The organism is Georgenia halophila (assembly GCF_039541595.1).
Map to the genome: position 1 here is coordinate 248,811 of NZ_BAABGN010000011.1, position 25,921 is coordinate 274,731.

Sequence of the window (25,921 nt, forward strand, 5' to 3'; positions counted from 1 at the left end):
GGGTGTTGACGCCGACATGATGTTGCCGCAACACTAACTGGGCGCCGACCAAGGAGTGCTTCCCCGTGACAGAGCCGTCCCGCCAGACCAGCTGGAACGATCATCTCAACCTGCGAGCGGCGGGCACCTCGTTGGTCCTCGACTGCGCCGGTGACGGCCTGCCCCGGGTCCTCCACTGGGGCACCGACCTCGGCCGACTGACCGACGAGGACGTGGCCCAGCTCCGGCTCGCTCAGCAGCAGAGCCCGCGCCCCTCCCAGACCGACACGCCCGTCCCGCTGGCCCTGCTCGCCGAGCAGTCCTCGGGATGGATGGGCACCCCCGGCCTGACCGGGCACCGCGCCGGCACGGACTTCTCCACCGCGTTCACCGTCACGGCGATCGAGGAGGTCGACACCGGACCGAACGTGGCCACGGCCGTCACCGTCACGGCTACGGACACCGACGCGGGGATCGACCTGGCCCTCGGCATCGAGCTGCTCATCTCCGGCCTGGTCCGCATGCGCGCGGCGGTCACCAACACCGGCGTCGGCGTCTTCGACCTGCACAGCCTCGACCTCAATCTTCCCGTCCCCAGCGAGGCCGAGGAACTGCTCGACCTCACCGGCCGGTGGGGCCGCGAGCGCGCGCAGCAGCGGCACACCTTCACCCAGGGCACCCACCTGCGCGAGTCCCGGCGCTCCCGCGGGCTCGACGCCGCACTCATCATGGCCGCCGGACGGCGGGGTTTCTCCTGGCGCAGCGGCGAGCTCCGCGCCGTTCATGTCGCCTGGTCTGGCAACACCCGCACCTACGCGGAGCGGCTCAACCACGGCGCCTCCACCCTGGCCGGCGGGGAGCTGCTGCTCGCCGGCGAGATCCGGCTCGACACCGACGAGACCTACACCGGCCCATGGCTCTACTACAGCCACGGCGAGGGTCTGGACGAGTCGGCGAGCCGCTTCCACCGCTACCTGCGCTCGCGACCGGAGCACCCGACGTCCACCCGTCCCGTCCAGATCAACGTCTGGGAAGCGGTCTACTTCGACCACACCCTCGACAAGCTCAAGGAGCTGGCGGACGTCGCCGCCTCCCTCGGTGTCGAGCGCTACGTCCTCGACGACGGCTGGTTCGGCTCCCGCCGCGACGACACCTCCGGCCTGGGCGACTGGGTCGTCTCCCGGGACGTCTGGCCGGACGGGCTCGGCCCGATCATCGACCACGTCCACGGCCATGGCATGGAGTTCGGGCTCTGGTTCGAGCCGGAGATGGTCAACCCCGACTCCGACGTCGCCCGCGCCCACCCGGAGTGGATCCTCGCCGCGCGCCCGGACCGGTGGCCCCCCGAGGCCCGGCACCAGCAGGTCCTCAACCTCACCATCCCCGAGGCTTACGCCCACGTCCGCGACCAGATGCTCGCGATCCTGCGCGAGTACCGCATCGAGTACATCAAGTGGGACTTCAACCGCGACCTCATCGAGGCCGGCACCCAATCCACCGGCCGGGCAGCAGTCCACCAGCAGACCCTGGCGGCCTACCGGCTCATGGACGAGCTGCTCGCCGCGCAGCCCGGGCTGGAGATCGAGTCCTGCAGCAGCGGTGGCGGCCGTATCGACCTCGGCGTCATGGCGCGCTGCGTGCGCATCTGGGCCTCGGACTGCAACGACCCGCTCGAGCGCCAGCTCATCGAGGCCGGCACGTCGATGCTGCTGCCACCCGAGATGGTCGGCTCGCACGTCGCCTCCCCGGTCTCGCACACCACCGGGCGGGCGCACACGCTGGACTTCCGCGCCGGCACCTCCTTCTTCTCCCACATGGGCATCGAGTGGGACATCACGAGCGCCGAGCCCGAGGAGCTCGACCGGCTCCGCCAGTGGATCGACACCCACAAGAAGCACCGCCAGCTGCTGCACAGCGGAGACGTCGTGCACGGCGACCATCCCGACGACGCCTACTGGCTGCACGGCGTCGTCGCAGCCGACGCCGGCGAGGCCATCTTCGCCGTCGCCGCCGTCCGCTCCTCACCGCTGAACGCGCCCGGCGCGGTCCGGGTGCCCGGGCTGGACCCCACGCGCCGGTACCGCGTCACCCCGCTCGTGCCCGGCGCCACCGGTCGGCGCCGGCGAGACGGCAAGACCGCGTGGTGGGAGCACGGACTGACCCTTCCCGGTCGCGTCCTCGACCGCGTCGGCGTCCAGATGCCCAACCTCAACCCGGAGCAACAGGTCCTCCTGCACCTCAGTAGCGTCTAGAACCCGAGGGAGACGGTCGATGGCAACGATGCCGGCGACAACGACCACCGCACCACCGAACGAGCCGCCACGACGACGGAAGAGACGGCGGGACGACACCCGGCTCGCCCTGGTCTTCATCGCCATGGCCTCGATCGGGCTCGTGACGTTCTACGTGGTGCCGCTGGTCCGCGGCATCGTGCTCAGCTTCCAGCAGTGGGACCTGCTCTCCGAACCGCGGTTCGTCGGGCTCGACAACTACACCCGCATGCTCGCGGACCCGGTGTTCTGGAACGCGGTCAAGGTGACGCTGCAGTACGTCGTCATCAACATCGGCGTCCAGACCGTCGTCGCGCTCGGCATCGCGGTCCTGATGCAGCGCCTGGCGACCTCGACGTTCTGGCGCTCGATCGTCCTCGCGCCGTACCTGGTCTCCAACGTCGTCGCCGCGATCCTCTTCCTCTGGATCCTCGACTTCCAGCTGGGCATCGGCACCACGATCCTCGAGTGGTTCGGTCTCGGGCGCATCCCGTTCCTCACCTCCGAGGCCTGGGCCATCCCCACGATCGCCATGATCAACGTGTGGCGGCACATGGGCTACACGGCTCTGCTGCTCTTCGCCGGCCTGCAGACCATCCCCCCGATCCTCTACGAGGCCGCCCGGGTCGACGGCGCCTCCGAGTGGCAGATGTTCCGCTCCATCACGCTGCCGGTGCTGCGGCCGATCCTCGGCATGGTCCTCATCGTCTCCATCATCGGCTCGTTCCAGGTCTTCGACACCGTGTCGGTGACGACGAACGGCGGACCGGTGGACGCCAGCCGCGTGCTCCAGCTCTACATCTACGAGAACGCCTTCGCGCAGTTCGACTTCGGCTACGCCTCGGCGCTGAGCGTGGCCCTGCTCCTCATCCTCCTCGTGGTCACGGTGATCCAGTACCGCGTCACCCGAGCCGGCCAGACCGACCTGAAGTGAGGCCGTGATGTCGATCCAGCAAGCAACCCTGCCCGAGACCGACGAGTCCCTGGCCCGAGGTGCCAGGCCGGACGACGGCGGACGGCGGGGACCGCGCCCCGGCGCCGGCCGCGTGGTCGCCTGGGCGGCGCTCGTCGTCGTCGTGATCGTCACGCTGTTCCCGTTCCTGTGGATGTTCCGCACGGCGTTCTCCTCCAACGGCGCCCTCTACACCGATCCGACCTCGCCGCTTCCCGTGGGTTTCAGCTGGGGCGGCTTCGAGCGGGTCTTCGGCCTGCAGTCCACGGAGGAGGCGATCGCGCAGGGCGGCTCGGGCGCCCAGCTCGACTTCTGGCTCTACCTGCGCAACTCGGTCATCGTCTCCACCGGCATCACGATCTGCCAGGTGACGTTCTCGGCGATGGCGGCCTACGCGTTCTCGCGCCTGCACTGGCGGGGGCGCGACGCGGTGTTCGCGATCTTCCTGCTCTCCCTGATGGTGCCGGTGATCTTCACCCTGCTGCCGAACTTCCTGCTGGTGAGGGACCTGGGGCTCATCGACAACCTGCTCGGGATCATGCTGCCGAGCATGTTCATGACCCCGTTCGCGATCTTCTTCATGCGGCAGTTCTTCATGGGCGTGCCGGCGGACCTGGAGGAGGCCGCCTACCTGGACGGGGCCAGCAAGGCCCGCGTGTTCTTCACCATCATCGTGCCGCTCAACATCGGCCCCATCGCGACGATCTCGATCCTGACCTACATCAACGCGTGGAACGACTACCTGTGGCCGCTGATGGTCTCCTACACCGACGACTCCCGCGTCCTCAACGTGGCGCTGGGGACCTTCACGGCGCAGACGCCACAGACCGGTCCCGACTGGGCGGGCCTGATGGCGGCGACCATCGTGGCCGCGCTGCCGATGCTGATCCTCTTCAGCGTCTTCGCCCGCCGGATCGTCAACTCCATCGCTTTCACCGGGATCAAGTGAGGTCACCATGCGCACGACGATCAACAAGTCACGTGCCCTGCCCGCTGTGGCCGCGCTCGGCGTCGCGCTGGCCGGCTGCAGCGCCGTCCAGGGATCCGAGTCCGACGTCGTGGACTACTGGCTGTGGGACGCCAACCAGCTGCCCGCCTACCAGGAGTGCGCCGAGGCGTTCCAGGCCGAGTCGGGCACCGAGGTCCGCATCAGCCAGTACGGGTGGGACGACTACTGGAACAAGCTCACCGCCGCCCTCGTGGCCGGTGCCGGCCCGGACGTCTTCACCGACCACGTCGCCCGCTACCCCGAGTACGTCACCCGCGGCGCCCTCCTCGACCTCGAGACCCAGCCCGCCACCCGAGACATCGACGCGTCGGAGTTCCACGAGGGCCTGGCCGACATGTGGGTCGGGCCCGACGGCGGCACGTACGGCGTGCCGAAGGACTTCGACACCATCGCGCTGTTCTACGACAAGAACCTCGTCGAGGAGGCGGGGCTCACCGAGGAGGACATGCAGAACCTCACCTGGAACCCCGAGGACGGCGGCACCTACGAGGACGTCATCGCCCACCTGACCGTGGACGAGAACGGGGTCCGCGGCGACGAGGAGGGCTTCGACCCGGACAATGTCGCCACCTACGGTCTCGGCTCCAACGGCTCGGGGAGCTATCAGGGGCAGACCGAGTGGTCCCACTACGCCTACAGCACCGGTTGGCACCACACCGACGAGGAACTGTGGGCGACCGAGTATCAGTTCGACGAGCCGGAGATCCAGGACACGCTCGGGTGGTACTTTGGGCTCGTGGACAAGGGCTACATGCCGCCGTACGAGATGGTCGGCGAGGCCCCGGACACCGCGCAGCAGCTCGGCACCGGACAGGCCGCCATCATCCCGAACGGGTCGTGGATGATCAGGACGTTTGCCTCGCTGGAGGGCATCGACCTGGGCATCGCCACGCTGCCGGCCGGTCCGGTCGGTCATCCCGTGTCGATGTACAACGGGCTCGGCGACTCCATCAATGCACAGACCGACAACTCGGCGGCAGCGGCCCAGTGGGTCGCCTTCCTGGGGTCCGACGCGTGCCAGACGATCGTCGGCGAGCACGCCATCGTCTTCCCAGCCCGGCCGGCGGGCACTGACGCCGCGATCGAGGCCTTCGCCGAGCAGGGCATCGACGTCACGCCGTTCACCGACCTGGTTGACAAGGGTTGGACGTCGCTCTACCCGCTGGCCAGTCACGGCTCCCGCGTGGAGTCGATCATGGGCCCGGTGATGGACGGCATCTACCTGGGCCAGCGCGACGTCTCGACGCTGACCGAGGTCAACGAGCGCGTCAACGCGCTGTTCGAGAACGACTGACGCCTCCCGCCGAGTGCTGACAGCTGCGCCAAAGGTGGACGTTTGAACATCCGCTTTTGACCCAGGTGTCAGCGCTCGGCGGGGACGGCGGCCGCCCGGAAGTCACCGCGGCGGCTCCGAGGCGAGTCAGACCAGATTCAGCTCCTCCGCGAGCTCGCGCAGCACCGGGACCGGGTCGGTGCCGCGGGGGAGGACCTGCGCGCAGACGTGATCCGCCCCGGCGTCGAGGTGCGCGTTCAGCCCGGCGGCGACGGCGGCGGTGTCCCCGTGCGCCACCAGGGCGTCGATGAGTCGGTCGCTGCCCTGGCCGGCCATGTCCTCCTCGGTGAAGCCCAGGCGCAAGAGGTTCGAGCGGTAGTTCTTCAGCCCGAGATAGGGGCGGGCGACGGTAGGACGTGCGGTGTCGCGCGCCGTCGCCGGGTCGGTCTCGAGCACCACCTTGTGCTCCGTGGCCAGCAGCGCGTCGCCCAGCGCCCGGCGGGCCTCGCGGGTGTACTCGGCGCTGACGAGGTAGGGCAGGCTGCCCGCCGTGCGCTCCGCGGCGAGCGCGAGCGCCCGCGGCCCGAGCGCGGCGAGGATGCGGCCGTCCTTGGGGACGTCGGCGGCGTCGAGCCGGTCGAGGTAGTCCACCATCGTGGCGTACGGGCTGCGGTACTCGGCCGTCGCCTCGGGATGACCGATGCCGACACCGAGGAGGAACCGTCCGGGGTGGTGGCCCTCGATGCGGTGGAACGACGCCGCGGCCTCCTCGGCCGGCGTCTTCCACATGTTCACGATGCCGGTCGCGACCGCGATCCGCTCCGTCGCGTCCAGCATCTCGTCGACGACGGACAGGTCGCCCGAGGGTGAGCCGCCCACCCAGATCGTGCCGTAGCCCAGCTGCTCCACCACGCGCGCGAGGTCGGGACCTAGCTCGCCCACCGGTGCCCAGATGCCATATCGACCGAGTTGAGTTGTCATGGCAGCGGCAACCTGGCCGTACCCGGCCTCATTCCCGACGGCGGCCGTCGGTTGCGTCCCTCGGACGTTCACCGGTCTCGGGTTGTGCCTCGCTCGCGGCCTGGCCGAAGATGATGATCACGCACCGGACGAGGGAGCTTCATGAGCCAGACGACCAGCACGAACCCGCAGATCCGTCTCAACGACGGCGTCACCATCCCGCAGCTGGGCTTCGGCGTCTTCCAGGTTCCGCCGGAGGACACCGAGCAGGTGGTGACCCACGCGCTGGAGGTCGGGTTCCGCAGCATCGACACCGCGGCCGGCTACAAGAACGAGGAAGGGGTCGGAGCGGCCGTCGCCGCTTCCGGACTCGCCCGGGACGAGATCTTCGTGACGACGAAGCTCGCCAACCCCGACCAGGGCCACGACTCCGCGCTCGCCGCCTTCGACGCGTCGATGGGCAAGCTCGATCTCGACGTGCTCGACCTCTACCTCATCCACTGGCCGTCACCGGCGCGCGGCGAGTTCGTCAACACCTGGAAGGCGTTCATCGAGCTGCAGCAGGCAGGACGCATCCGCTCCATCGGCGTCTCCAACTTCCTGCCCCACCACTTCACCGAGCTCTTCGAGGCCACGGAGGTGGTGCCGTCGGTCAACCAGATCGAGCTGCACCCGTACCTCCAGCAGAAGGAGCTGCGGACCTTCCACGCCCAGCACGGCATCCTCACCGAGGCGTGGAGCCCGATCGCGCAGGGCGACTGCCTCGACGACCCGATCATCACCGGCATCGCCGAGCGGCTCGGCGCCACCGCGGCGCAGGTGGTGCTGCGCTGGCATCTCCAGCTCGGCAACATCGTCATCCCCAAGTCCGTGACGCCGTCGCGCATGCGGGAGAACCTCGGCGCTCTCGAGATCACGCTCGGCGAGGAAGACATTGCCGCCATCGAAGGGCTGGACCGGGGCGAGGACGGCCGCCGCGGCTTCCACCCGGACCGCTTCAACGCCTTTCCCGAGGACTTCGAGAAGCGCTGAGCCGCACCCAGCGCCGAGTGCAGACGATTGCGCCGAGAGCAGCAGCCTGAACACCTGCTCTCGGCGCAGGCGTCTGCTCTCGGCGTGACGGCTTTGCGGCGGTACGGTCGGGCCATGAGTGACACCGGTTACGGAGACTTCGAGTTCGAGCGGAAGTTCTTCGTCCGCTCGCTGCCCGACGTCGTGCTCACCGAACCCGACCCGGTCCTCATCGTCCAGAGTTACTTCCTCGCTGCCGAGGGTTACGCGCTGCGGATCAGGCTCCAGGCCCCGGCACCGCGCGAACCCGTTCCGGCCGGCGCCGGGGTCGACGAGGTCCTGGACCGGATGGGCGACATCTCGTTCTGCGCGCTCACCGCTAAGGGCCCGGAGATCAGCGGCACACGCTACGAGGCCGAGCGTGAGCTGGACGTCTCGGTCGGTCTGTCGATGGTGCGCCTCGGCGGCGACAAGGTGGTCAAGTATCGCCACTCGCTCTGGCTCGGCACCGACGGGTGGGTGCTCGACGCGTTCCTCGGCGAGAACGGACCGCTGATCGTCGCGGAGTGCGAGCGCGGCGGCCCCGTGACGGACCTGACCATCCCCGAGTTCTGCGTCACCGAGGTCACGGACGACCCGCGCTTCTCGAACGACTCCCTGGCGGTCCGGCCCTACTCGACCTGGTGGCAGGACTTCGAGCGCGAGCTTGCGGTGAAAGGCCCGCGATTCCTCGAGTCGTTCGGCCACAACGAGCTCGGCGCGTCCTGACACGCCTGGGCGGGTCGCAGTTCCGAAATGTTCAAGCCGGCGACCGGGGTGGGCCGGCAGTCTGGAACCACCGGCGCCACGGGGCGTGAGGCTACGACCCGGGACGACGACCGCACCACGGAGGGACGCATGGCAACGCTGGACGATCTTCTGGACCTTGATCGCGAGCTCGCGACCGGCAACGGCGAGACCTACCGGCGACTCTGCCTGCCGCAGGCCGTCTTCGTCCTCCCCGGCATGATGCTCGACCTCGAGCAGTGCGCCGAGGCGATGGACAGCTCGCCCGGCTGGGACGAGGTCGACATCAGCGACGGCCGGCTCCTGCCCGCCGGTCAGGGCGGATACGCCGTCGTCTACACGTTCGTCGGGCGCCGGGGCCAGGACGTCTACCGAGCAACGATGACGACCCTCTACCTCGAGCACGACGGCGAGCCGCGCGCGGTCCTGCACCAGCAGACGCCCCTGGGCTGATTTCTCCATAGCTCGGCTGCTCGCCGGTCCGGCCGGGCAGGTGGGGCTGGCCGGGCAGGTGGGGCTGGTCGGGCTGGTCTGTCCGGTCTGTCCGGTCGGGCTGGTCGGTGGCCCCGTGGAGGTGGCCGGACGGCTCAGGTGGTGCGCTGCACGCGGACGTTGCCGCTGACCGTACGGGCGCGCAGGACGAGCGTGGGCTCGTCGGGTCCCGGTTCGCCACCGGGCTCGAGGCTCGAGGTGACGCGGCCGGAGACGCTGGAGCAGTCCAGCATCACCGCGGTTCCCTCCACCACACGCACGGACACGTCCCCGGACGCGGTCTTGGCATCGAGATGTCCGTGCACGGCGCGGCGCACGTCGACGTTGCCGGAGGCGGTGCGTACGTTCGCACTCCCGCGCAGCTCTCGGACCAGCAGGTCGCCGGAGGCGGTGGTGGCCTCGAGCTCGGTCAGGTCCCCGAGGGAGACGTCGCCCGAGCCCGAGCGGCTTCGCAGCAGGCCGGAGGCCGACCGTACGCTGACATCGCCGCTCCCGGTCTGCACCCGGCCGGTGCCGAGTGACGTCACGGTGACATCACCAGAGCCCGTGTCGATGTCGGTCTCGTCGGCATGTCCCAGGTCCACGTCTCCGGACCCGGACTTCACCGCGACCGAGGAGAGCGGACCGCTGGCGGTGACATCGCCAGAACGGGAGGCGACGTCCAGGAGCGACCACTCCGGGACCGAGACCGTGATGCGCAGGCTCGAGCCGCCCGAGAACAGCCTCGGGCGCGACGGTGGGACCTCGATGCGCAGCACCTCGCCGGTGAGAGCGACCCGGACGGTGTCGACCGAGCCGTCGTCGCCGCCCTCGACATCGACCGTCACCAGGTCGACGTGCGAGGCCGTGACCAGCAGGTCGCTCGATCGGACGCCGGCGTGGACGCGCACCGGGCCGACCACCGGAAACTCGTGCCTCATCAGTGCTCTCTCAGATCGAGTCCGACGCGTCGCGTCGGCGGACGGGGGCGTACGGTGTCGTGCGCCACCTGGGTGTGGTGCGGCGACGGTGGGCGAGCTCGGCCTCGCGAATGAGGTCACGCGACCGCAGCTCGTGGAGCTCCAACCACTGGTCCATCACAGGTTCCTCCTCTCCAGGTCGTCGTCGACACCGCGGCGCGCTCGGCGTTGTGGCCGTGCTCGCGCGGATCGGCTTTCGTGCATCAGGTGGTCGTCCAGCGACCTGTGCAGCATCTGCGCCGCAAAGGCGTTGAGGACGTCGTAGCTCATGGCAGTCCCTTTCAGCGCGCCCAGCCGCTCAGGCGGGACGAGACGTTCTCCGTGGTCGTGGACCGGGCGGGATCCGCCCGGTCGTTCAGGGCCTGCTGAGCCGCTCGGACCAGCCAGGCGTTGACAGACACGCCGCCCTCGGTGGCCGCCTTGTCGACCTGCGCCTTGAGGCCGTCGGGGAGACGAAGCGAGATCCGCGCGGTGCCGCCGTCGTCCTCGGCCGCGGGAGGCGCCGGCGGCGGAGGTGGCACAGGGGCGTCAGCTGCTCGGGGACGTTGCTGAACGACCACCTCGGGGCTACCGCCGCGCAGGCGGACCTCGACGAGGTCACCGTCGAGCTGGACCGTCGTCTCGTCGGCGACGTCTGCCGCCAGCTCCATCAACGTGAGCCGCAACGCGGGCTCCAGACTCTGGACGAGGCGGTCTGCTGCTTCCTGCACCTCCGTGGTGGACGCGCGGGCGGTCGCGGCGAGCGCCTGTTGCAGTGAAGACAGATATGGTCCGAGATCCATGACGCCAGTGTGGCGTCACTGTGGCGTCATGTCAACGTCATAGTGCGGTTGCCGGCGCGAGTCGGTGCTCGCAGATCCGACGTACCGATGCGGTGGGGCGGAAACCCCGCACCCACCGCATCGGCTGTGTCCGGGACATGTGCCTCGCGCGCATGTCAGAGCGAGTCGGAGGCTCGACGGAAGAGGACGAACGGCGTCGTGCGCGGGCGGCGCGTGGCGCGCCGGCTGTGCAGCGCCTCCGCCTCTCGGACCATCTCGCGGTAGCGGAGCAGATGCAGCTCCGGGGTGTGGTCGATCACAGGATCCTCCTCTCGTCGTTCTTGTGGTTGCGGGCCCGCCCGTGGCGACGTTGTGGGCCGTCGTCGCCGAGCTGCTCCTGCCGAATCTGGCGCAGCATGTGGAAGGCCAGGGCGTCGATGAAGTTCTGACTCATCGGAGTCCTTTCGTCGGACGCGCCGCAGACGCGCGGGTGCCTACGGCGTGGGTCTCGTGCTGGGTCGAGCCCGAGGGCGAACTGCCCTGGGCGTGCGGGCGCGCAGAGGTCTGCCGTCCGAAAGAGGCGGTGGGGTGCGGGGTCGTGGCGCCGTCGCCGACGGACCCCTCAGCCCTGCGTCAGACCTATGCGGTCACAGCGAGCACGAGCGGAAAGGCTCCGCCGACCACGGTGGCACGAGCGCAGGCCATCGCCTTGCGGGTCGTGGCATCGGTCGTGGTCATGGGTTCATCACAGCAGGTGCCGGCCCGGGCGGGCAACGTTATTTCTGGTCAGGACCAGCTCGGGTCCCGATCGACGTCGAACGCGTGCTTCTCGAACGTCTGCCACCACGAGTCCGCGCCCGGTGGGAGCCTGTCGGCCGGGACGCGGGTGACCATGGCGCGGAGTCGGCGCTTGAGGGCGACGAGCTCGTTCGTCTCGGTGTCCGACCCGCTCGTGTCCGGTGGGAACGCCGCGGCCTCGTCCTCGGTCCCGTTGTCGGCCTGCTCGTCGACCAGCGGGAACGTCTCGAGCAGACCCCGCTCGCGCTCCCAGATCTCGCGCCGGAGCAGGACGATCTCGCGGGTCAGGCGGGCCTGCTCCGGTGTCGCGCCGTGGACCGCCTCGGCCGCCCGGAGGTAGCCGTAGTCCATGGAGATCGCCGTCAGTCCGGGATCGACGGTGAGCATGTCGTGGATGTCCAGCTCGGGGGCGATGACGACGGCGCCGTCGCGGCGGGCGCGCTCGATCTCGTCACGCAGGCCCTCGTCGGCCATGATCCCGGCGGCGGAACGCACGACGACGGAGATCATGTCCTTGTCCGCGTAGCTGCTCTCGCGCGGCACGCCCAGAGGGGACGCGACGACGGCGAAGCAGCGGGTCACGTCGAGGTGATCCATCGCGATCTCGGCGGGCAGGGTCTCGCGGACCCCGCCGTCGACGTAGTTCTCGTCCAGCAGCGGCACGGGCGCGAAGACGGCGGGGATGGCACACGAGGCACGGATGCCGTCCACGATGTCCACCGTCTCGTCGCCGAGCGGCCGGTTCTCCCGGTCGACCAGCGTGCCGGCCTCCGTGACGTAGCGCAGCTCGCCGGACTCCAGGCTCACGGCCGCGACCCGCAGGGTCACGCCGGAGGCGGCCACCCGCGTCCCGGCAAAGACGTCCGGGTTCAGCAGCCGGTCGACGAAGGGCCCCGGCTGGTACATGGCCCGCTCGCGCTCGGCTCCGCGGAGGATGATCTCCAGGTCCGGCCGGGCGCGGCCGACCTCGCGCAGCGCGGTGAGGAACTCGACGACACCGATCGTGCCGCCCGTCTCGCCGTGGTCCTCCCGCGGCGGGGGCCAGGGCCGGTTCGCCGCCATCGTGCGCAGCCGGTCGCGAACGGCGCCCGGGTCCAGCGGGCCGCCGGGTGCGAAGGGCCCCGACGTCGGACGGGCGGGCAGCGTCCCGGATCCGGGTGCTCGCGGGCTGCTGGCAGCGGTCGCCGTGGTGGTGGTCGTGGCGGCACGGGCGAACGTCCGTCCGAGCGGGCTCTGCCGCTGCTGGCGCTTCTGGAAGGCGGCCATCCACTCCGGGCCCCGGCGCCGGAGCCGGTCGAACCAGTCGTGCGGGGCGAACATGTCGGTGCTGTCCTGCATCTCGCCCCAGAGGCGCTCGAGCGCGGCGAGGGAGCGGCGCTGACCGGCGTGGTCGGCGGACTGGGCGAGCACCGACGCGAGGATCGATCCTGCTGAGGTGCCGACGACGACCTCCGGGGTGACGCCGACCCGGTCGTAGAGGTAGCGCAGTGCGCCGATCTGGAAGTCGGCACGTGACCCGCCACCGCTCAGGACGAGCCCGGTGACCTCGCGGCGCTGGTGCCGGGCAGGCCCGGGGAGCACGTCGCGCATGGGCTCACTCTACGGTCGTACGCCCACGCGAACCGGGCGCGACCTCCATCGACGTCGTCGCGGTCCCGGGCACCGAGGGGGAGAAAATGGTCGCGCGCAATAACCACTTCCTCCCCCTCGGACCTCGAACGTTCGCTTGGAGCGGCGCGCGGCGTCGCCTCAGTGCTCCATCCCCGCGGTCACCCGGACGGTGTCGGCGACCACGTCCTCGAGCGACCCGGTGCGCTGGTACACGCGCCGCTGGCGGGCGGCTCCCGTGCCGTGCAGACGTATCCGTTCGAGACCGTCCTCGACCAGCGTCTCGTCACCGTTGGCGCGCAGCGCGGGCCGGAGCCGTTCGAGCAACACTTCCAGGACCTCCCATGCGGGCGCGGGCCGCATGGTGACGGGGTCGAGGAGATCGCCGGATATGCCCTGTCGAGCGGCCTGCCACCCGGCCAGCCGCAGCAGCGTCACAGGCACCTCCAGCGGCTCCTCGCCGGCGCTCGCCTCGGTGGCCGCACGGTCGACCAAGGCCCGGCACAGGGCCGCGATCAGCACCGTGTCGGCGACGTCGAGGCAGACGTCCGCCACCCGGATCTCGACGGTGGGGTAGCGCTGGGACGCGCGGGCGTCGAAGTAGACCATGCCCGCGTCCATGATGACGCCGGTGTCGACCATGTCCGCGACGAGCTTGTCGTAGGCCTCGGCGGAGCGGAAGAGCTCGGTCGGGCCGGCCGAGGGCCACCTGCTCATCACCAGTGAGCGGTAGCTGGCGTACGAGGTGTCCCTGCCCTGCCAGAACGGCGAGTTGGCGCTGAGTGCGACCAGCGCCGGCAGCCAGGCGCGGATCCGGTCGATGACGGCCACGGCCTCGGACCGGTCGGCGATGGAGACGTGGACGTGGCAGCCGCAGGTGATCTGTTCGGCAGCCGTGAGGCCGAACTGCTCGGTCAGTCGGCGGTAGCGCTCGTCGTTGACCTTGTGGGGAACGATCGGCACGGGCGAGAGGCCGACCGCGGCCACGCGTGCCCCGAACTGGCGGGCCGCCCGGCCGGCACGTCGGCGCCAGCGCTGGAGCTCGGCCGCCAGCGCTGCCATGTCCGTGTGCGGCTGCGAACCGACCTCGATCTGCTCCTCGTTGAGCTCACCCTCGAGGACGCCCCCGAGCACGTCACCGGGCTCCTCGCCCTCCTCCACGGCGAGGGCCGAGCGCTCCGCGACCTCGGCGAGAACCTGCCCCGCGAGCGTCATGCCTTGCCCCGTCTGGCCCTCCACCAGCAGCATCTCCTCCTCGACACCGACGGTGCGGACCTGGCGCGCGGGGGCTTCCGTGGTGACCGGCGCGTCGGGTGTGGTCACGACTGTGCTCTCCGTGTTCATGCCGCCCGACGCAGGGCGAGAAGGGGCGTGCGGGGACGGCCCTGGTGGGGTCGGACGATGGGTTCGAGCATGCGTCACTCCGTGGTCTCGGGAGGCTTCGATGTGAGTCTGCGGTCCTCGGCGCGATCGCGCCATCGGAGCCGCCGAGGCAAGCGTTCAGGCGCCGGCGTGGAACGCCGAAGTGTGCACCCGGCCGTGGAGCGACTCCAGCCTGGCCTGGAACTCCAGGCTGCGCTCGGCCAGTGCGGTGAACCGCGCCCGCTCGAAGCCGAGGTCGTCGGCGAGGTCCGCCATCGTCTGCCACAGGGAGGCCTGACCGGCGACGGCGGAACGCATCAGCTCCAGCTCGAGCACCACCGTCAGCGGCGAGCGGCCCAGCACGCGCCCGTTGAGCTTGAGGCGCCCGGCATGCTCGGCGACCCATGCGAGCGCCTGGCGATGGGGCTTGGTGGGCAGGCCGAGCTCCTCGATCAGGGTGTGCAGCTCCTGGCGTGCCTGGGCGATCTCGGCCGCCAGCAGGGTCAGCTCGGGTCCCAGCTCGGTGTCCGCGTACGCCTTCGCCATGCGGTCGATGCGCTCGACGCCGCCGGTCGCGCCGGCGAGGTGGTCACCGAGGTAGATGCCGAGCAGCTCCCGGTCCACCGGACCCTCGCTCGACCCGACGGCGCCGGCGCGTGCGCGCAGAGCCGGCCGGTGTCCGGGCACACCTTCGAACGCTCTGTCGTGCGGCCGCATCGGGACGCTGGCACGACCCCGCCGCTCCACGATGCCGTTGAGAAGCTCGCGCACGGAGGACACGGCGTCGTGCCTCGGCTGCCAGCCGAGCTCTCGCCGGATGCGCCCGCTGTCCATGACCGGCAGTGCGGTGGCCATGTCCAGCCAGCCGGCATCGGAAGCGAACAGCCGTGCGCGCCAGGCGTAGTGGAGCAGCGGCCTCGCCGCGCGTGCGGGGACGGGGATGGTACGGCCGTGGTCGAGGATCCTGGCGAAATCCTCGGCCAGCAGCACCTCGTCGGTGCTGACGTTGAACGCCCCGCCCGCCCGGCGGAGCACGACCTCGAGATAGGCGCGGGCAGCGTCCTGTGCATGGACGACCTGCGCGCGGATACCGGTAGGCGCCGGCAGCGCGGGTAGCACGCCGATGCGCAGCAGGCCGCGAGGCACCCAGGGACCGAGGAAGTAGCGGCCGACCTGGGCCCCGGCGTCACCGCCGAAGATCAGCGCGGTGCGCATCCGGGTGACGACGATATCGGGGTGCTCGGCCTCGAGCTCGTCCAGGACCCGCTCCTGCGCGGCCTTGTCGACGGAGTAGTGCGACGACGGCACGCCGCCGGTGGGCCATGATTCGTCGCGCGGCGTCAGGTCGGGGGCGGGGGAGTAGGCGGCCCATGAGGACGCGCACACCAGCTGCTTCACCCCTGCCCGCGCGCAGGCCTTGGCCACCCGCGCCGTGCCATCGACGTTGGTGCGGCGCAGCAGCTCACGCTGGTGGTTGGGCTGGAGGAGCCAGGACAGGTGGATGACGGCGTCGACACCGGTGAACGCCTCGGTGAGCGAGGCGACGAGCTGCTCCTCGCCGGCGTCGTCCCGCGCCTCGGCGCCGACGTCGAGGCTGACCCACTCGGCGTTCGAGTAGGGCTCCGCCGACCGGTCCGGCATCCGTCGCGCGATCCCGACGACGGAGCTGATCTCGTCTGCCCGGCTCAGCTGCTCCAGCACGGACGTCCCGACGTTGCCGGTTCCGCCGACGACCGCGACCCTCATGACTCTCCGTCCTCCGACGACGACGCCGACCCGGCACCGCGCGGCAGGGTGGGATCGAGGACCACCTTGATGGCGCCGTCCTCCTTCTTCTGGAAGATCTCGTAGCCGTGCGGGGCGTCCTCGAGGGACATGCGGTGAGTGCGCAGGTCGAGGACACCGAGCGGGTCCGCGGTATCGCTGACCAGGGGCAGCACGTCGTCGACCCAGCGGCGCACGTTCGCCTGCCCCATGCGCACGGAGACCTGCTTGTCGAAGAGCTCCATCATCGGGATGGGGTCGACCATGCCGCCGTAGACGCCGGACAGGGAGATCGTGCCGCCGCGTCGGACGATGTCGATGGCGGCGTGCAGGGCGGCGAGGCGGTCCACGCCGGCCGACGTGAACAGCGGCCTGGCCAGGGCGTCCGGGAGCCAGTTGGCGCTCGCCTGGATGCCGTGGGCGACGGGGGAGCCGTGGGCCTCCATGCCGACGGCGTCGATGACGCTGTCGGGTCCGCGGCCGCCGGTGATCTCACGGATCGTCCCGGCGAGGTCGTCGGTGCTGGTGAGGTCGAGCGTCGAGACGCCGTGACGGCGCGCCATGGCGAGACGCTCGGGCACGAGGTCGACGCCGATGACGTTCACGGCACCGCGGTGCCTGGCGATCCGGGCCGCCATCTGCCCGATCGGACCGAGGCCGAGCACGACGACGGAGCCTTCCCGGGGGATCTCGGCGTACTCGACCGCCTGCCACGCTGTCGGCACCACGTCGGAGAGGTAGAGGTAGCGCTCGTCGGGCTCGCCGTCGTCGGGAACCTGGATGGGCCCGTAGTGCGCCATCGGCACCCGCAGATACTCCGCCTGTCCGCCCGGCACCTGGCCGTACAGCTTGGTGTAGCCGAAGAGGGCCGCACCCTTGTCGTGCTCGCGCACCTGGGTGGTCTCGCACTGGGTCTGCAGCCCTCGAACGCACATCCAGCACGAGCCGCAGGAGATGGTGAAGGGGACCACGACCCGGTCACCGGGCCGGATGTGCGTCACCTCTTTGCCGACCTCCTCCACGGTGCCCATCGGCTCGTGGCCGAGGACGTCACCGGGCTCGAGGAACGGTCCCAGCACTCCGTACAGGTGGAGGTCCGACCCGCAGACAGCGGTGGACGTGACGCGCACGATGGCGTCGGTCGGTTCCTTGATCGTCGGGTCCGGGACGTCCTCGACGCGGACGTCCTCGCGGCCCTGCCAGGTCAGTGCACGCACGGCTGTCTCCTGGGGCGCATCAGGCGCCGCTGGTCTCTTCGGGCTTGTCTTCGCCCTCCGCCTGGTCCGGCTGGCGGTGCCGCGGGCTGGCCTCGAGCTCCTCGGGGTCGGCGTCCGGGTCCTCGGCGGGGTCGTACGGCTTCTCGGACGGTGTGGTCTCGCTCATGCGACCAACGGTGGCACCGGTGTGAACGGCCCGCATCCGGTGGCGCCGTCGACCTCCGGGGCGGGAGCCTCGTCGAAGAGAAGAGTGACCGGCCCGGCCAGCCGCCTCTCGGCGGATGGCCGCTCGCAGCGGCGAATGGTGAGGCCCGGGGGCTTGGGTCCGGGCCGGCCACCGGGGTCAACGGATCACCCCGTCCGGGCATTCCCGCTCCGGGTGCGGCGCGTCGTGGTGCGTGTCACGGTGACGACATAGTGCCCGGCAACGCCGTCGTCGGGCCGCCTGACGGAAGGGACAGTACCCAGGGATGAGTGCCGCGCAGACCGAGGACCCGCGGATGACAGTCGTCGTGGCCAGCCGCAACCGCCGCGACGAGCTGCTGTCCTCGCTCGCCCGGCACCGCGCCCCGGTCGTGTACGTCGACAACGCCTCCACCGACGGCAGCCCGGAGGCGGTACGGGAGGCGTTCCCGGACGTCGAGATGGTGCGGCTGCGGCGGAACGCCGGTGCCTATGCCCGCACGGTCGGCGTTCGGAGGGCACGGACCCCGTTCGTCGCGTTCGCCGACGACGACTCCTGGTGGGCGCCGGGATCGCTCGCGTCGTCGGCCGAGCTGCTGGCGGCCGACCCGCGCCTTGCGCTGCTGGCCGCACGGATGCTGGTCGGTGACGAGGAACGGCTCGACCCGATGTGCGAGGAGATGTCGCGCTCTCCGCTGCCCGGCGGCGACGGCCTTCCGGGGAAGCCGGTGCTGGGCTTCGCCGCCTGCGGCGCCGCGCTGCGCCGGGACGCCTTCCTCGAGGTGGGCGGATTCGACCCGGTGGTGCGCTTCCCCGGGGAGGAGGACCGCGTCGCCATGGACCTCACGGCCGCCGGCTGGGCGCTGCAGTACGTGGACGACGTCGTCGTTCACCACCACCCCTCGCCCGTGCGGCACAGCCCGGAGCGGCGGGTGCGTGCCATCTCCCGCTCGAGGATCCTCACCGCAGTCATGCGCCTGCCGCTCCGGGACGTCGCTGCCCGGGTACGCGAGGCGTGGTCCGGGGGGCCGGCGAAGCGGGCCGGTCTGATGGACGCCTGGCGCGACCTGCCCGCGGCGGTACGGGCACGGCACGTCACGACGCCGGAGGTGCTGCGGCTGATCGCCCTGCTGGAGGGGTACGTCCCCGCGGCGGGCACCCCGGCCCCAGCACCCGATACCCGTGGGAAGCCACTGCCGCGCGGCACATCCGGTGGACGAGAGGACGGAGGGACGACATGAGGCCCGTACGGGATGTGGAACGGTCCGAGCGACGCGCCGTGGTCACCGGTGGCGCCGGCTTCCTGGGCAGCCACCTGTGCGAGGCGCTGCTCGAGCAGGGTTGGCAGGTGGTGTGCCTCGACAACTTCCTGACCGGCACACCGGCGAATGTCGCTCACCTGACCCGGCGTCCCGGCTTCGAGCTGATCCACTGCGACGTCACGGAGAACGGCCACGTGCGCGGGCCGGTCGACCTCGTGCTGCACTTCGCCTCGCCGGCCTCGCCGGTGGACTACCTCGAGATGCCGATCGAGACGCTGCGGGTCGGCTCCGTCGGCACCGAGCGGGCTCTCGCCCTCGCCCGCGACAAGGGCGCCCGGTTCCTGCTCGCCTCCACCTCCGAGGTCTACGGCGACCCACAGGTGCACCCGCAGCCGGAGGACTACTGGGGACACGTGAACCCCATCGGCCCGCGCGGCGTCTACGACGAGGCGAAGCGGTACGCGGAGGCGCTGGTGACCGCCTACCGGTCCACCCACCTGGTGGACACCGCGATCGTGCGGATCTTCAACACCTACGGCCCCCGGATGCGTCCCTACGACGGCCGGGCGATCCCGACGTTCATCCGCCAGGCGCTCGCGGACGAGCCGATCACCGTCTCCGGTGACGGCAGCCAGACCCGGTCCGTCTGCTACGTCGACGACCTGGTCGCCGGGATCTTGGCGCTCGCGCGGAGCGACCATCCCGGACCGGTGAACATCGGCAACCCGCACGAGCGGTCGGTGCTCGAGATCGCCGAGAACGTGCGTGCGGCCGCGGGTTCCAGCTCGGAGATCTCCTTCGTCGGCCGTCCGGTCGACGACCCGAAGGTCCGCCGGCCCGACACGACTCTCGCCGAGGAGGTGCTCGGCTGGCAGCCGGTCGTGCCGTGGGACGAGGGACTGGGCCGGACGGTGGCCTGGTTCCGTGAGGCACTGCGGGCGGACCTCGCCAGCGCCCCCGCGTGACGAGCACCGCGGGGCGATCACAAGCCTGACGACGGCGGTCCCGCGGTCGCGAGGGCTACTCGCAACGCCGCGGGCGCCTGTTGCACCTGTAGCCCAGGTGTGTGTCGAGTAGCCCTCGCTCTACCGGCTGAGCTGTGCCTCGGCGGCGGACAGCACCTCGTCGACAGTGACCGCCTCCAGCGCCGGGTCGATGGTGTCCGCGTGCGGGTCGCCGGGCTCCTCGGCGTGCCACAGCACGGTGTGCAGGTGCGGGTCGATCGCCGGGCCCCACCACGACGGCGGGATCGGTCCGAACAGCACCACGGAGGGCGTGCCGTAGGCGGTCGCGAGGTGCGCGACCCCGGTGTCGCCGCTCAGCAGCAGCCCGGCGCGGGCGACGAGGTCCGCCAGGCCGGGGAGGTCGAGCCCGCCGGCGAGCGAGCGCACCTCGGGTGCGGCCGCCGCCACCTCCTCGCACAGCCCCGCCTCGCCTGCCGATCCGGTCACCGCAACCGGCCGGCCCGTGCGCGCGAGGGCGCGCGCAACCGTGACCCACCGGTCCACGGGCCAGCGGCGTGCGCCGGACGCCGCCCCCGGGTGCAGCACGACGTCGGAGGACCGCTCGCCCGGCGGGTCCAGGCGCAGGTCCTCCGGCGAGCAGTCCCCGCCGGCGGAGCGCACCAGCCGGCACCATCGGTCGACCTCGTGCTCCTCCTGGTCCCAGGCGGGCCCGTCGTGCCCGGCCTCCGTGCAGCCGAACGCGATCAGCCGGGCCGGATTCGTGGCGGTCAGCAGCCGGTGGCTCTGGGGCCCGCGCCCGTGCAGGTTCACGGCCACGTGCGACTCCCCGCCGCCGGCGCCGCTGTCCCCGTTGCCGTCCCGGTCGGAGATGCTCTCACCGTGCCGGTCGAGCGGTTCGAGCCCGCTCGAGGGCAGCACCTCGTCCACGATCCCGAGATCACGCAGCCAGCCGCCGGTCACCCGCGGCGCGGCCAGTACCAGGCGGCGGCCGGGGAATGCCCGGCGCAGCCCGCGCAGCGCGGCGATGCCGGCGACGGCGTCCCCCAGCCCGAGCGCGCGCAGCACGAGAACGTCGCTGGTGTCGCGCTCGCCGTGGTCCGGCTCCGCGTCCGGGTGCGCGCCACCGGGCAACTCCTCGCCACGCCGCGCAGGCCCGGTCACCCCACGCCGCGCAGGCCCGGTCACGGCCAGGACGGCTCCCCGGAGGCCATCACCAGCATCTCGCGTATCTCGCAGCCCACCGGCTGACGCAGCGCCGTGAGCACCGCCGACGCGGTGTTCGCCGGGTCGTTGAGCTCCTGGTCGGGCGCCGGCTTGAACCGCTCCTCCCGACCGTCGAAGAACGCCGTCCGCATGCCGCCGGGCAGCAGGCAGGTGACACCGACCCGGCCGGCATACTCCACCGCCAGCGATTGGGTGAACCCGCGGATACCGAACTTCGACGCGGAGTACGCACTCGCCGCGTCCGCTCCCTTGAGCGCCAGCGTCGACGCCACCGTCACCACCGTCCCGTTGACCTTCTCCAGGTGCGGCAGGCAGGCCCGGACGACGGCGACCGTCCCGAACAGGTTGACGCGCACCACCCGCTCCCAGGACTCCTGGTCCACGGACAGCAGCTCGCCCACCGCGTCGGTCCCGGCTGAGGTGACCACCGCCGACGGCGGGCCGACCCTCGAGACGAGCTCGTCGACCGCTTCGGCGGCGGCGGAGGAGTCCGCCAGGTCCGCCACGACGTGCTCGACGTCGCCGGCCGGCGCGTCCCGGTCGATCACCGCCGGTGTGCCGCCGGCCTCCCGGACGGCGTCGACGACGGCGGCGCCGAGGCCGCTCGCTCCACCGGTGATGTAGACGGTGCCGACCTCACGTGGGGTTCGGGACTGCGGCGCGGGTGCGCTCATGCGGTGCTCCTTCCGGTGCTGCTTCTCGCTCGGGCGAGTCCCGAGCGCTGGATGATCGAGGTGGTGGACCGCCCGTCCAGGAAGGGCAGGACGACCACCCGGCCGCCGCGGCGGCGAACGATCTCCGCCTCCGGCAGCGGCGCGGTGTAGTCGCCGCCCTTGGCCCACACGTCGGGACGCATCCGGTCCAGGACGGCGCGTGGGTCGTCCTCGTCGAAGACGACCACGGCGTCGACGCAGTCGAGCGCCTCGAGCACGCGGGCACGGTCCGCGGCGGGGACCACCGGTCGTCCGGGTCCCTTGAGCCGGGCCACCGACGGGTCGGAGTTCATGACGACGACGAGGTGATCGCCGAGCCGCCGGGCTGCCTCGAGGGTGGCGACGTGACCGGCGTGGACGATGTCGAAGCAGCCGCCCGTCGCCACGAGCGTGCCGCCGTCCCCGCGCAGCCGCGCGACCAGCCGGTCGAGCGCGGCCGGATCGGCCGACCACGGCCGGCCCCGCAGGGCGGTGCTACCCGCGCCGCCGTCGCCGGTCACGCCGTCGGCGGTCCGGCCGTCGCCGACCATCCCGTCGCCGGTAGACCCGTCGACCCGCGCGTTGGTGCGCGCGGCGTCCTTGCTGGCCAGCCGGTACCGGAACCCGTCCGCGCCCCCGGCGGCCACCCAGGCCGAGGCGTCGGCCACCGCCTGCTCCAGGGCCTGCGTCACCGGCGCGCCCCCGGCCAGGGCGACGGCGGCACTTGCGACGAGCTGGTCACCGGCACCGCAGGGGTCGCCGTCGGCGGCGGCGGCCGGGAAGAACACCGGCTCGTTCCCGGGGCGGACCAGGTAGGCACCCTCCTCGCCCGCCGTGACACAGACGGCGGCGGCCTGCCACCGGGTGAGCAGGTCGGTGGCGAGAAGGTCCGGCGACGCCGTGTCGTCGGGCGCCCCGGCCCGGGCCTCGGAGACGTTCGGGGTCACCAGGAAGGCACCGGGCACGGGCTCGCCGCCCTTCGGGTGCGGGTCCCACACGAGCGGTGTCGACGTCGCCGCCTCGGCGAGCAGGGCGCGCAGCCCGTCGTCGCGGGTGACACCGGCACCGTAGTCGGAGACGAGCACGAGGTCGGCACCGTCGAGGACGGAGCGCACCTCCTCGAGCGGCAGCTCACCGGGCGTGCCGGGGCCGCCGCCGTCGACCCGCACCAACGACTGGCCGCCGGAGCGCACCCGCGTCTTCGTCCGGGTGTCGCCCTGGTGCGGGAGCGCCACCAGCGTCAGGTCGCGGCGCAGCCGCTCGGCGAGGCGCCGGCCGGGTTCGTCGTCGGCCACGGGAGCGACGAGCGTCACGCGGGCGCCGCGCTCGGCGCACAGCAGGGCCGCCAGGCCGGCACCGCCGGGGCTCTCCCGGGTGGCGGAGACGTCGACCACGGGCACCGGGCCGTCGGGGCTGAGCCGCTCGGAACGGCCGTCGACGTCGCGGTCGAGCATCACGTCGCCGACGAGGACCACGCGCGGCAGCCGCGCGCCCCCGATACCCGTCACGTTGCCGGTCGTGCCGTTGCCCGTCGTGCCGTTGCCCCTCACGCCGACCACCTCCCGTTCGTCGCGGCCTTCGTCGTCTGCGGTAGGGCCGCCTCCGGGACGGCGACCTTCGTGGTGGTGCGGCGCACCAGGCCGTCGAGCGAGGCCAGCTCGGCGTCGACGGCGGCGCACAGCGCGTGGATCGCGACGAGGTGGACCTCCTGGACCGCCGCCGTCGACGGCGCCTGCACGCACAGGGAGTCGTGGCTGGCGGCCTGCAACGGGTTCGGCGCCGGCCCCGTCATCGCCCACACGTGCAGGCCCAGCTCGTGGCCACGCTCGGCGGCGCGCAGCACGTTCGCCGACGAGCCGGAGGTCGACAGCAGCATCAGGACGTCGTCCCGGCGGCCGTGGCCCTCCACCTGCCGGGCGAACATCTCGTCGGGCCCGTAGTCGTTGACGATAGCGGTCAGCGACGAGGTCTCGGCGCTGAGGCAGATCGCCGAGAAGGGTCGGCGCTCGGTGAGGAAGCGGCCGACGAGCTCGGACGTGAGGTGCTGGGCCTCCGCGGCACTGCCACCGTTGCCGACGGTCAGGAGCCGCCCGCCGGCGACGAGGCGGTCGGCGAGCAGCCGTGCCCACCGGGACACGGTGCCGGCGTCGCCGCGCAGCGCGTCGAGCCCGCCCTGCAGCTCGCGTCGGTGGTCGTCCAACCAGGTCAGCGCGGTCATGCCATCGCCTCCTTCAGTGCCGGGTGGGTGGCCTCGTGGTAGGCGTCGAGCGTCCGGGCGGCGACGGTGCCCCAGGCGAACTGCTCCAGGGCTCGGCGCCGGGCCGCGTCGCCGTACCGCTGCCGCATCACGGGGTCGGCCAGCAGCCCGCCGATCGCGACGGCGAGCGCCTCGGGGTCGCGGGCCGGGACGAGCCGCCCGGTCACGCCGTCCTCGACGCTGTCGAGCAGCCCGCCGACGGCCGAGCCCACCAGCGGGCGGCCGCAGGCCGCCGCCTCCAGCGGCACCATCCCGAACGGCTCGTACCAGGGCGTGGTGACGACGACGTCGCTCGCGCGGATCAGGGCCGGCATGTCGCCGCGGTCGACCGAACCGAGGAAGCGGACGCGGTCGGCGACCCCGTGCTGCCGGGCGACGTCACGAAGCCGCCGGATCTCGGGCTCGTCGTCCACCCGGTCGGCGGGCGGGCCCCCACCGATCAGCAGCTCCGCCGTCGGGAGCTGGGCCAGCGCCTCGACGACGGTGTCGATGCCCTTGCGAGGGACGAGGCGACTGACGCTGAGCAGCCGGTGCGGCCGGTTCCGGGCGCCCGCCGGGTCGTGCCCGTCGTCGGACGGCTGGTCCGTGAAGCGGCCGACGTCGACACCGCAGGGCACGACGCGCACGGTGTCGGGCGGCACGCCCATGCGGCGCAGTTCATCGACCTCGTCGCGGCACGTGGCGACGACCAGGTCGACGCTGCGCCCGATCCGGCGCTCGGCCCGGATCCGCCCGGGCGGAGAGGTGTCCGCGGAGCCCTGGTGGCGCCGCTTGACAGTGCCGAGGGCGTGGTACGTGTGCACCACCGGCACCGGGACGTGCTGCGTCGCCTCGAGCGCGGCGAGCCCGGACATCCAGAAGTGCGAGTGCACGACGTCGGGCCGGCCGTGGCTCAGCCAGTCCCGTGCCAGCCATCGGCCGAACGCCGGCATGTACGGGGCCAGCTCGTCCTTGGGCAGCGCCGTGGCGGGCCCCGCCGGGACGTGGACCACGTCGACGCCGGCGTGCGTGCGCACCCGATCGGCCAGGTCGGCGTCGTCACGCCGGGTGTAGACGACGACGTCGTGGCCCTGGTCGGCGAGCTCGAGGGCGAGGGCGGCGATGTAGACGTTCTGCCCGCCGGCGTCGACCCCACCCAGCGCGGCGAGCGGGCTGGCGTGCTCGGAGATCATGGCGATCCTCATGCGACTACCTCCTCGAGCTGGTGGTGCCACTCGGTGACGAACCGGTCCAGGCCGAACCGCTCCAGGGCGTGCCGGCGCCCGGCGGCGCCGCGCTCGCGGGCCTCGTCCGGGTCGGCCAGCCATCGCTGCGCCGTCTCGACGAGGACCTGCGGACGGGAGCTGACGACACCGGCCTCGGGCGGCACGGCCTCCGGGGCGGCCGTGGTGGCCAGCGCCAGCACCGGCATCCCGAGCGTCATCGCCTCGATGAGCGACAGGCCGAGCGAGGTCCACCGGTAGGAATGCAGGTAGCCGCGGTGGTGGGCGAGCTCGGCGTGCATGTCGTGCTGACCGAGGTTGTGCAGGTGGTCGGCCAGGTCCGGGTTCTCGCGGGCGAGCGGCTCGACGCCCATCCCGAAGACGGAGGTCGGGACCTGCTCCGAGAACCGCAGCAGCACGTCGGTGCCCGCGACCCGGCGGCGCCGCACCGGCTCGTTGACGACGGCACCGATGCGCTCCAGCTCGCCGGTGTAGCGCGGGCCCGGGTCGGGGACGCCGTGGTCGATGACGCGGGTGGGCGCGTCGCCGTTGTCCCACATCAGCGCGTTGAAGTCGGTGACATGGACCAGCGTGATGTCGTCGCGGTCGGCGACGTGGTGCCGCGTGGCGGCTGCCGGTCCGGCGGGGGTGTTGTGCTCGACGTACACGGCGGGCACGTCCACACCGGCGCGCAGCCCGGTCCACCGGTGCAGCAGCTCGATCTCCTCGGGCCGCTGCAGCACGACGACGTCGAACCGCTCCTGGCGCAGCTCCTCGGGCGTCACCTCCCGGGCGCTCGCCGGCCATTCCCAGGTGTCCGCACGGCCGCGCCCCTCCGGGCCACGGCCGGGGACGACGGGCAGCAGGTACTCGTCCGGGCCGCCGAGGAACGCCGTGAGCCACGAGCCGTGCATGTGCCAGACGAGGACTCTCAT

At 71.9% G+C, this 25,921-nt stretch carries 27 protein-coding genes; 9 read left to right on the top strand and 18 right to left on the bottom strand.

All coding sequences use genetic code 11. The annotated features are described in order from the left end of the window. Positions 1–65: 65 nt before the first annotated feature. From ABD907_RS12820 to ABD907_RS12835, 4 genes are read left to right on the top strand one after another with little or no spacing between them, the layout of a single operon-like run. Positions 66–2,231, top strand: coding sequence for an alpha-galactosidase (locus ABD907_RS12820; protein ID WP_345216647.1), 2,166 nt, complete (start codon positions 66–68; stop codon positions 2,229–2,231). 19 nt (positions 2,232–2,250) lie between these two features. After that, the gene (locus ABD907_RS12825; RefSeq protein ID WP_345216648.1) at positions 2,251–3,183 is read left to right on the top strand and encodes a carbohydrate ABC transporter permease; all 933 of its coding nucleotides are present in this window, start codon (positions 2,251–2,253) and stop codon (positions 3,181–3,183) included. 7 nt (positions 3,184–3,190) lie between these two features. Then, positions 3,191–4,150 (top strand): carbohydrate ABC transporter permease, encoded by a 960-nt coding sequence (locus ABD907_RS12830; RefSeq protein WP_345216649.1) that lies wholly within the window; start codon positions 3,191–3,193, stop codon positions 4,148–4,150. Positions 4,151–4,157: 7 nt separating this feature from the next. Next, entirely contained in the window at positions 4,158–5,504 is a 1,347-nt protein-coding gene (locus ABD907_RS12835) for an ABC transporter substrate-binding protein (RefSeq protein WP_345216650.1), read from the top strand. Between the two features lie 126 nt (positions 5,505–5,630). On the opposite strand, the gene ABD907_RS12840 is transcribed toward ABD907_RS12835, so the two are convergent. Next, positions 5,631–6,464, bottom strand: a complete 834-nt coding sequence (locus ABD907_RS12840; protein ID WP_345216651.1) for an LLM class F420-dependent oxidoreductase — start codon at positions 6,462–6,464, stop codon at positions 5,631–5,633. 141 nt (positions 6,465–6,605) lie between these two features. Between ABD907_RS12840 and ABD907_RS12845 the strand changes: the two genes are divergently transcribed. From ABD907_RS12845 to ABD907_RS12855, 3 genes are all read left to right on the top strand, one after another. Continuing rightward, complete coding sequence (locus ABD907_RS12845) at positions 6,606–7,475, top strand: aldo/keto reductase (RefSeq protein ID WP_345216652.1); 870 nt, start codon at positions 6,606–6,608, stop codon at positions 7,473–7,475. Positions 7,476–7,589: 114 nt separating this feature from the next. Continuing rightward, complete coding sequence (locus ABD907_RS12850; RefSeq protein WP_345216653.1) at positions 7,590–8,222, top strand: CYTH domain-containing protein; 633 nt, start codon at positions 7,590–7,592, stop codon at positions 8,220–8,222. A gap of 129 nt (positions 8,223–8,351) precedes the next feature. Continuing rightward, positions 8,352–8,693 carry a hypothetical protein gene (locus ABD907_RS12855; RefSeq protein WP_345216654.1) on the top strand — a complete coding sequence of 114 codons (342 nt, stop codon included), beginning with the start codon at positions 8,352–8,354 and terminating at the stop codon, positions 8,691–8,693. 134 nt (positions 8,694–8,827) lie between these two features. Here the strand turns inward: ABD907_RS12855 and ABD907_RS12860 are convergent, their stop codons facing one another. From ABD907_RS12860 to ABD907_RS12910, 11 genes are all read right to left on the bottom strand, one after another. Then, positions 8,828–9,652, bottom strand: a complete 825-nt coding sequence (locus ABD907_RS12860; RefSeq protein ID WP_345216655.1) for a DUF4097 family beta strand repeat-containing protein — start codon at positions 9,650–9,652, stop codon at positions 8,828–8,830. A gap of 10 nt (positions 9,653–9,662) precedes the next feature. Continuing rightward, positions 9,663–9,809, bottom strand: coding sequence for a hypothetical protein (locus tag ABD907_RS12865; protein WP_345216656.1), 147 nt, complete (start codon positions 9,807–9,809; stop codon positions 9,663–9,665). After that, the gene (locus ABD907_RS12870) at positions 9,809–9,961 is read right to left on the bottom strand and encodes a hypothetical protein (RefSeq protein ID WP_345216657.1); all 153 of its coding nucleotides are present in this window, start codon (positions 9,959–9,961) and stop codon (positions 9,809–9,811) included. Before ABD907_RS12870 ends, ABD907_RS12865 begins: the two co-directional genes overlap by 1 nt. 11 nt (positions 9,962–9,972) lie before the next feature. Beyond that, positions 9,973–10,473 carry a histidine kinase gene (locus ABD907_RS12875; protein WP_345216658.1) on the bottom strand — a complete coding sequence of 167 codons (501 nt, stop codon included), beginning with the start codon at positions 10,471–10,473 and terminating at the stop codon, positions 9,973–9,975. Between the two features lie 155 nt (positions 10,474–10,628). Then, positions 10,629–10,772, bottom strand: coding sequence for a hypothetical protein (locus ABD907_RS12880; protein ID WP_345216659.1), 144 nt, complete (start codon positions 10,770–10,772; stop codon positions 10,629–10,631). After that, positions 10,769–10,906: a hypothetical protein gene (locus ABD907_RS12885; protein ID WP_345216660.1), complete on the bottom strand. Its 138-nt coding sequence runs from the start codon at positions 10,904–10,906 to the stop codon at positions 10,769–10,771. The genes ABD907_RS12880 and ABD907_RS12885 overlap by 4 nt, the downstream gene beginning before the upstream one ends. Before the next feature lie 332 nt (positions 10,907–11,238). Next, the gene (locus tag ABD907_RS12890) at positions 11,239–12,840 is read right to left on the bottom strand and encodes a patatin-like phospholipase family protein (RefSeq protein ID WP_345216661.1); all 1,602 of its coding nucleotides are present in this window, start codon (positions 12,838–12,840) and stop codon (positions 11,239–11,241) included. Positions 12,841–12,999: 159 nt separating this feature from the next. Then, positions 13,000–14,181 carry a carboxylate-amine ligase gene (locus tag ABD907_RS12895; RefSeq protein ID WP_345216662.1) on the bottom strand — a complete coding sequence of 394 codons (1,182 nt, stop codon included), beginning with the start codon at positions 14,179–14,181 and terminating at the stop codon, positions 13,000–13,002. A 177-nt stretch (positions 14,182–14,358) separates the two neighbouring features. Beyond that, positions 14,359–15,966: an NAD-dependent epimerase/dehydratase family protein gene (locus ABD907_RS12900; protein WP_345216663.1), complete on the bottom strand. Its 1,608-nt coding sequence runs from the start codon at positions 15,964–15,966 to the stop codon at positions 14,359–14,361. Continuing rightward, a complete protein-coding gene (locus tag ABD907_RS12905) occupies positions 15,963–17,201 on the bottom strand; it encodes a zinc-dependent alcohol dehydrogenase (protein ID WP_345216664.1) in 1,239 nt (412 codons plus the stop codon). The genes ABD907_RS12900 and ABD907_RS12905 overlap by 4 nt, the downstream gene beginning before the upstream one ends. 19 nt (positions 17,202–17,220) lie before the next feature. Next, entirely contained in the window at positions 17,221–17,367 is a 147-nt protein-coding gene (locus tag ABD907_RS12910) for a hypothetical protein (RefSeq protein WP_345216665.1), read from the bottom strand. A gap of 304 nt (positions 17,368–17,671) precedes the next feature. Here ABD907_RS12910 and ABD907_RS12915 point away from each other — a divergent pair, with 304 nt between their 5' ends. Together ABD907_RS12915 and ABD907_RS12920 are read left to right on the top strand one after the other, a co-directional pair. Continuing rightward, on the top strand, positions 17,672–18,625 hold the full coding sequence (locus ABD907_RS12915; protein WP_345216666.1) for a glycosyltransferase family 2 protein: 954 nt from the start codon (positions 17,672–17,674) through the stop codon (positions 18,623–18,625). Then, the gene (locus ABD907_RS12920; RefSeq protein WP_345216667.1) at positions 18,622–19,611 is read left to right on the top strand and encodes a UDP-glucuronic acid decarboxylase family protein; all 990 of its coding nucleotides are present in this window, start codon (positions 18,622–18,624) and stop codon (positions 19,609–19,611) included. The genes ABD907_RS12915 and ABD907_RS12920 overlap by 4 nt, the downstream gene beginning before the upstream one ends. A 120-nt stretch (positions 19,612–19,731) precedes the next feature. Here ABD907_RS12920 and ABD907_RS12925 read toward each other — a convergent pair whose 3' ends face one another. The 6 genes from ABD907_RS12925 to ABD907_RS12950 are packed head-to-tail and all read right to left on the bottom strand — an operon-like array spanning position 19,732 to position 25,921. Then, on the bottom strand, positions 19,732–20,772 hold the full coding sequence (locus ABD907_RS12925; protein ID WP_345216668.1) for a glycosyltransferase family 9 protein: 1,041 nt from the start codon (positions 20,770–20,772) through the stop codon (positions 19,732–19,734). A gap of 20 nt (positions 20,773–20,792) precedes the next feature. Continuing rightward, entirely contained in the window at positions 20,793–21,509 is a 717-nt protein-coding gene (locus ABD907_RS12930; RefSeq protein ID WP_345216669.1) for an SDR family oxidoreductase, read from the bottom strand. Further along, positions 21,506–23,077: a PfkB family carbohydrate kinase gene (locus ABD907_RS12935; RefSeq protein WP_345216670.1), complete on the bottom strand. Its 1,572-nt coding sequence runs from the start codon at positions 23,075–23,077 to the stop codon at positions 21,506–21,508. The genes ABD907_RS12930 and ABD907_RS12935 overlap by 4 nt, the downstream gene beginning before the upstream one ends. After that, positions 23,074–23,745 (bottom strand): D-sedoheptulose-7-phosphate isomerase, encoded by a 672-nt coding sequence (locus ABD907_RS12940; protein ID WP_345216671.1) that lies wholly within the window; start codon positions 23,743–23,745, stop codon positions 23,074–23,076. Before ABD907_RS12940 ends, ABD907_RS12935 begins: the two co-directional genes overlap by 4 nt. Continuing rightward, positions 23,742–24,968: a glycosyltransferase gene (locus ABD907_RS12945; protein ID WP_345216672.1), complete on the bottom strand. Its 1,227-nt coding sequence runs from the start codon at positions 24,966–24,968 to the stop codon at positions 23,742–23,744. The genes ABD907_RS12940 and ABD907_RS12945 overlap by 4 nt, the downstream gene beginning before the upstream one ends. Continuing rightward, a complete protein-coding gene (locus tag ABD907_RS12950; RefSeq protein ID WP_486334097.1) occupies positions 24,965–25,921 on the bottom strand; it encodes a glycosyltransferase in 957 nt (318 codons plus the stop codon). Before ABD907_RS12950 ends, ABD907_RS12945 begins: the two co-directional genes overlap by 4 nt.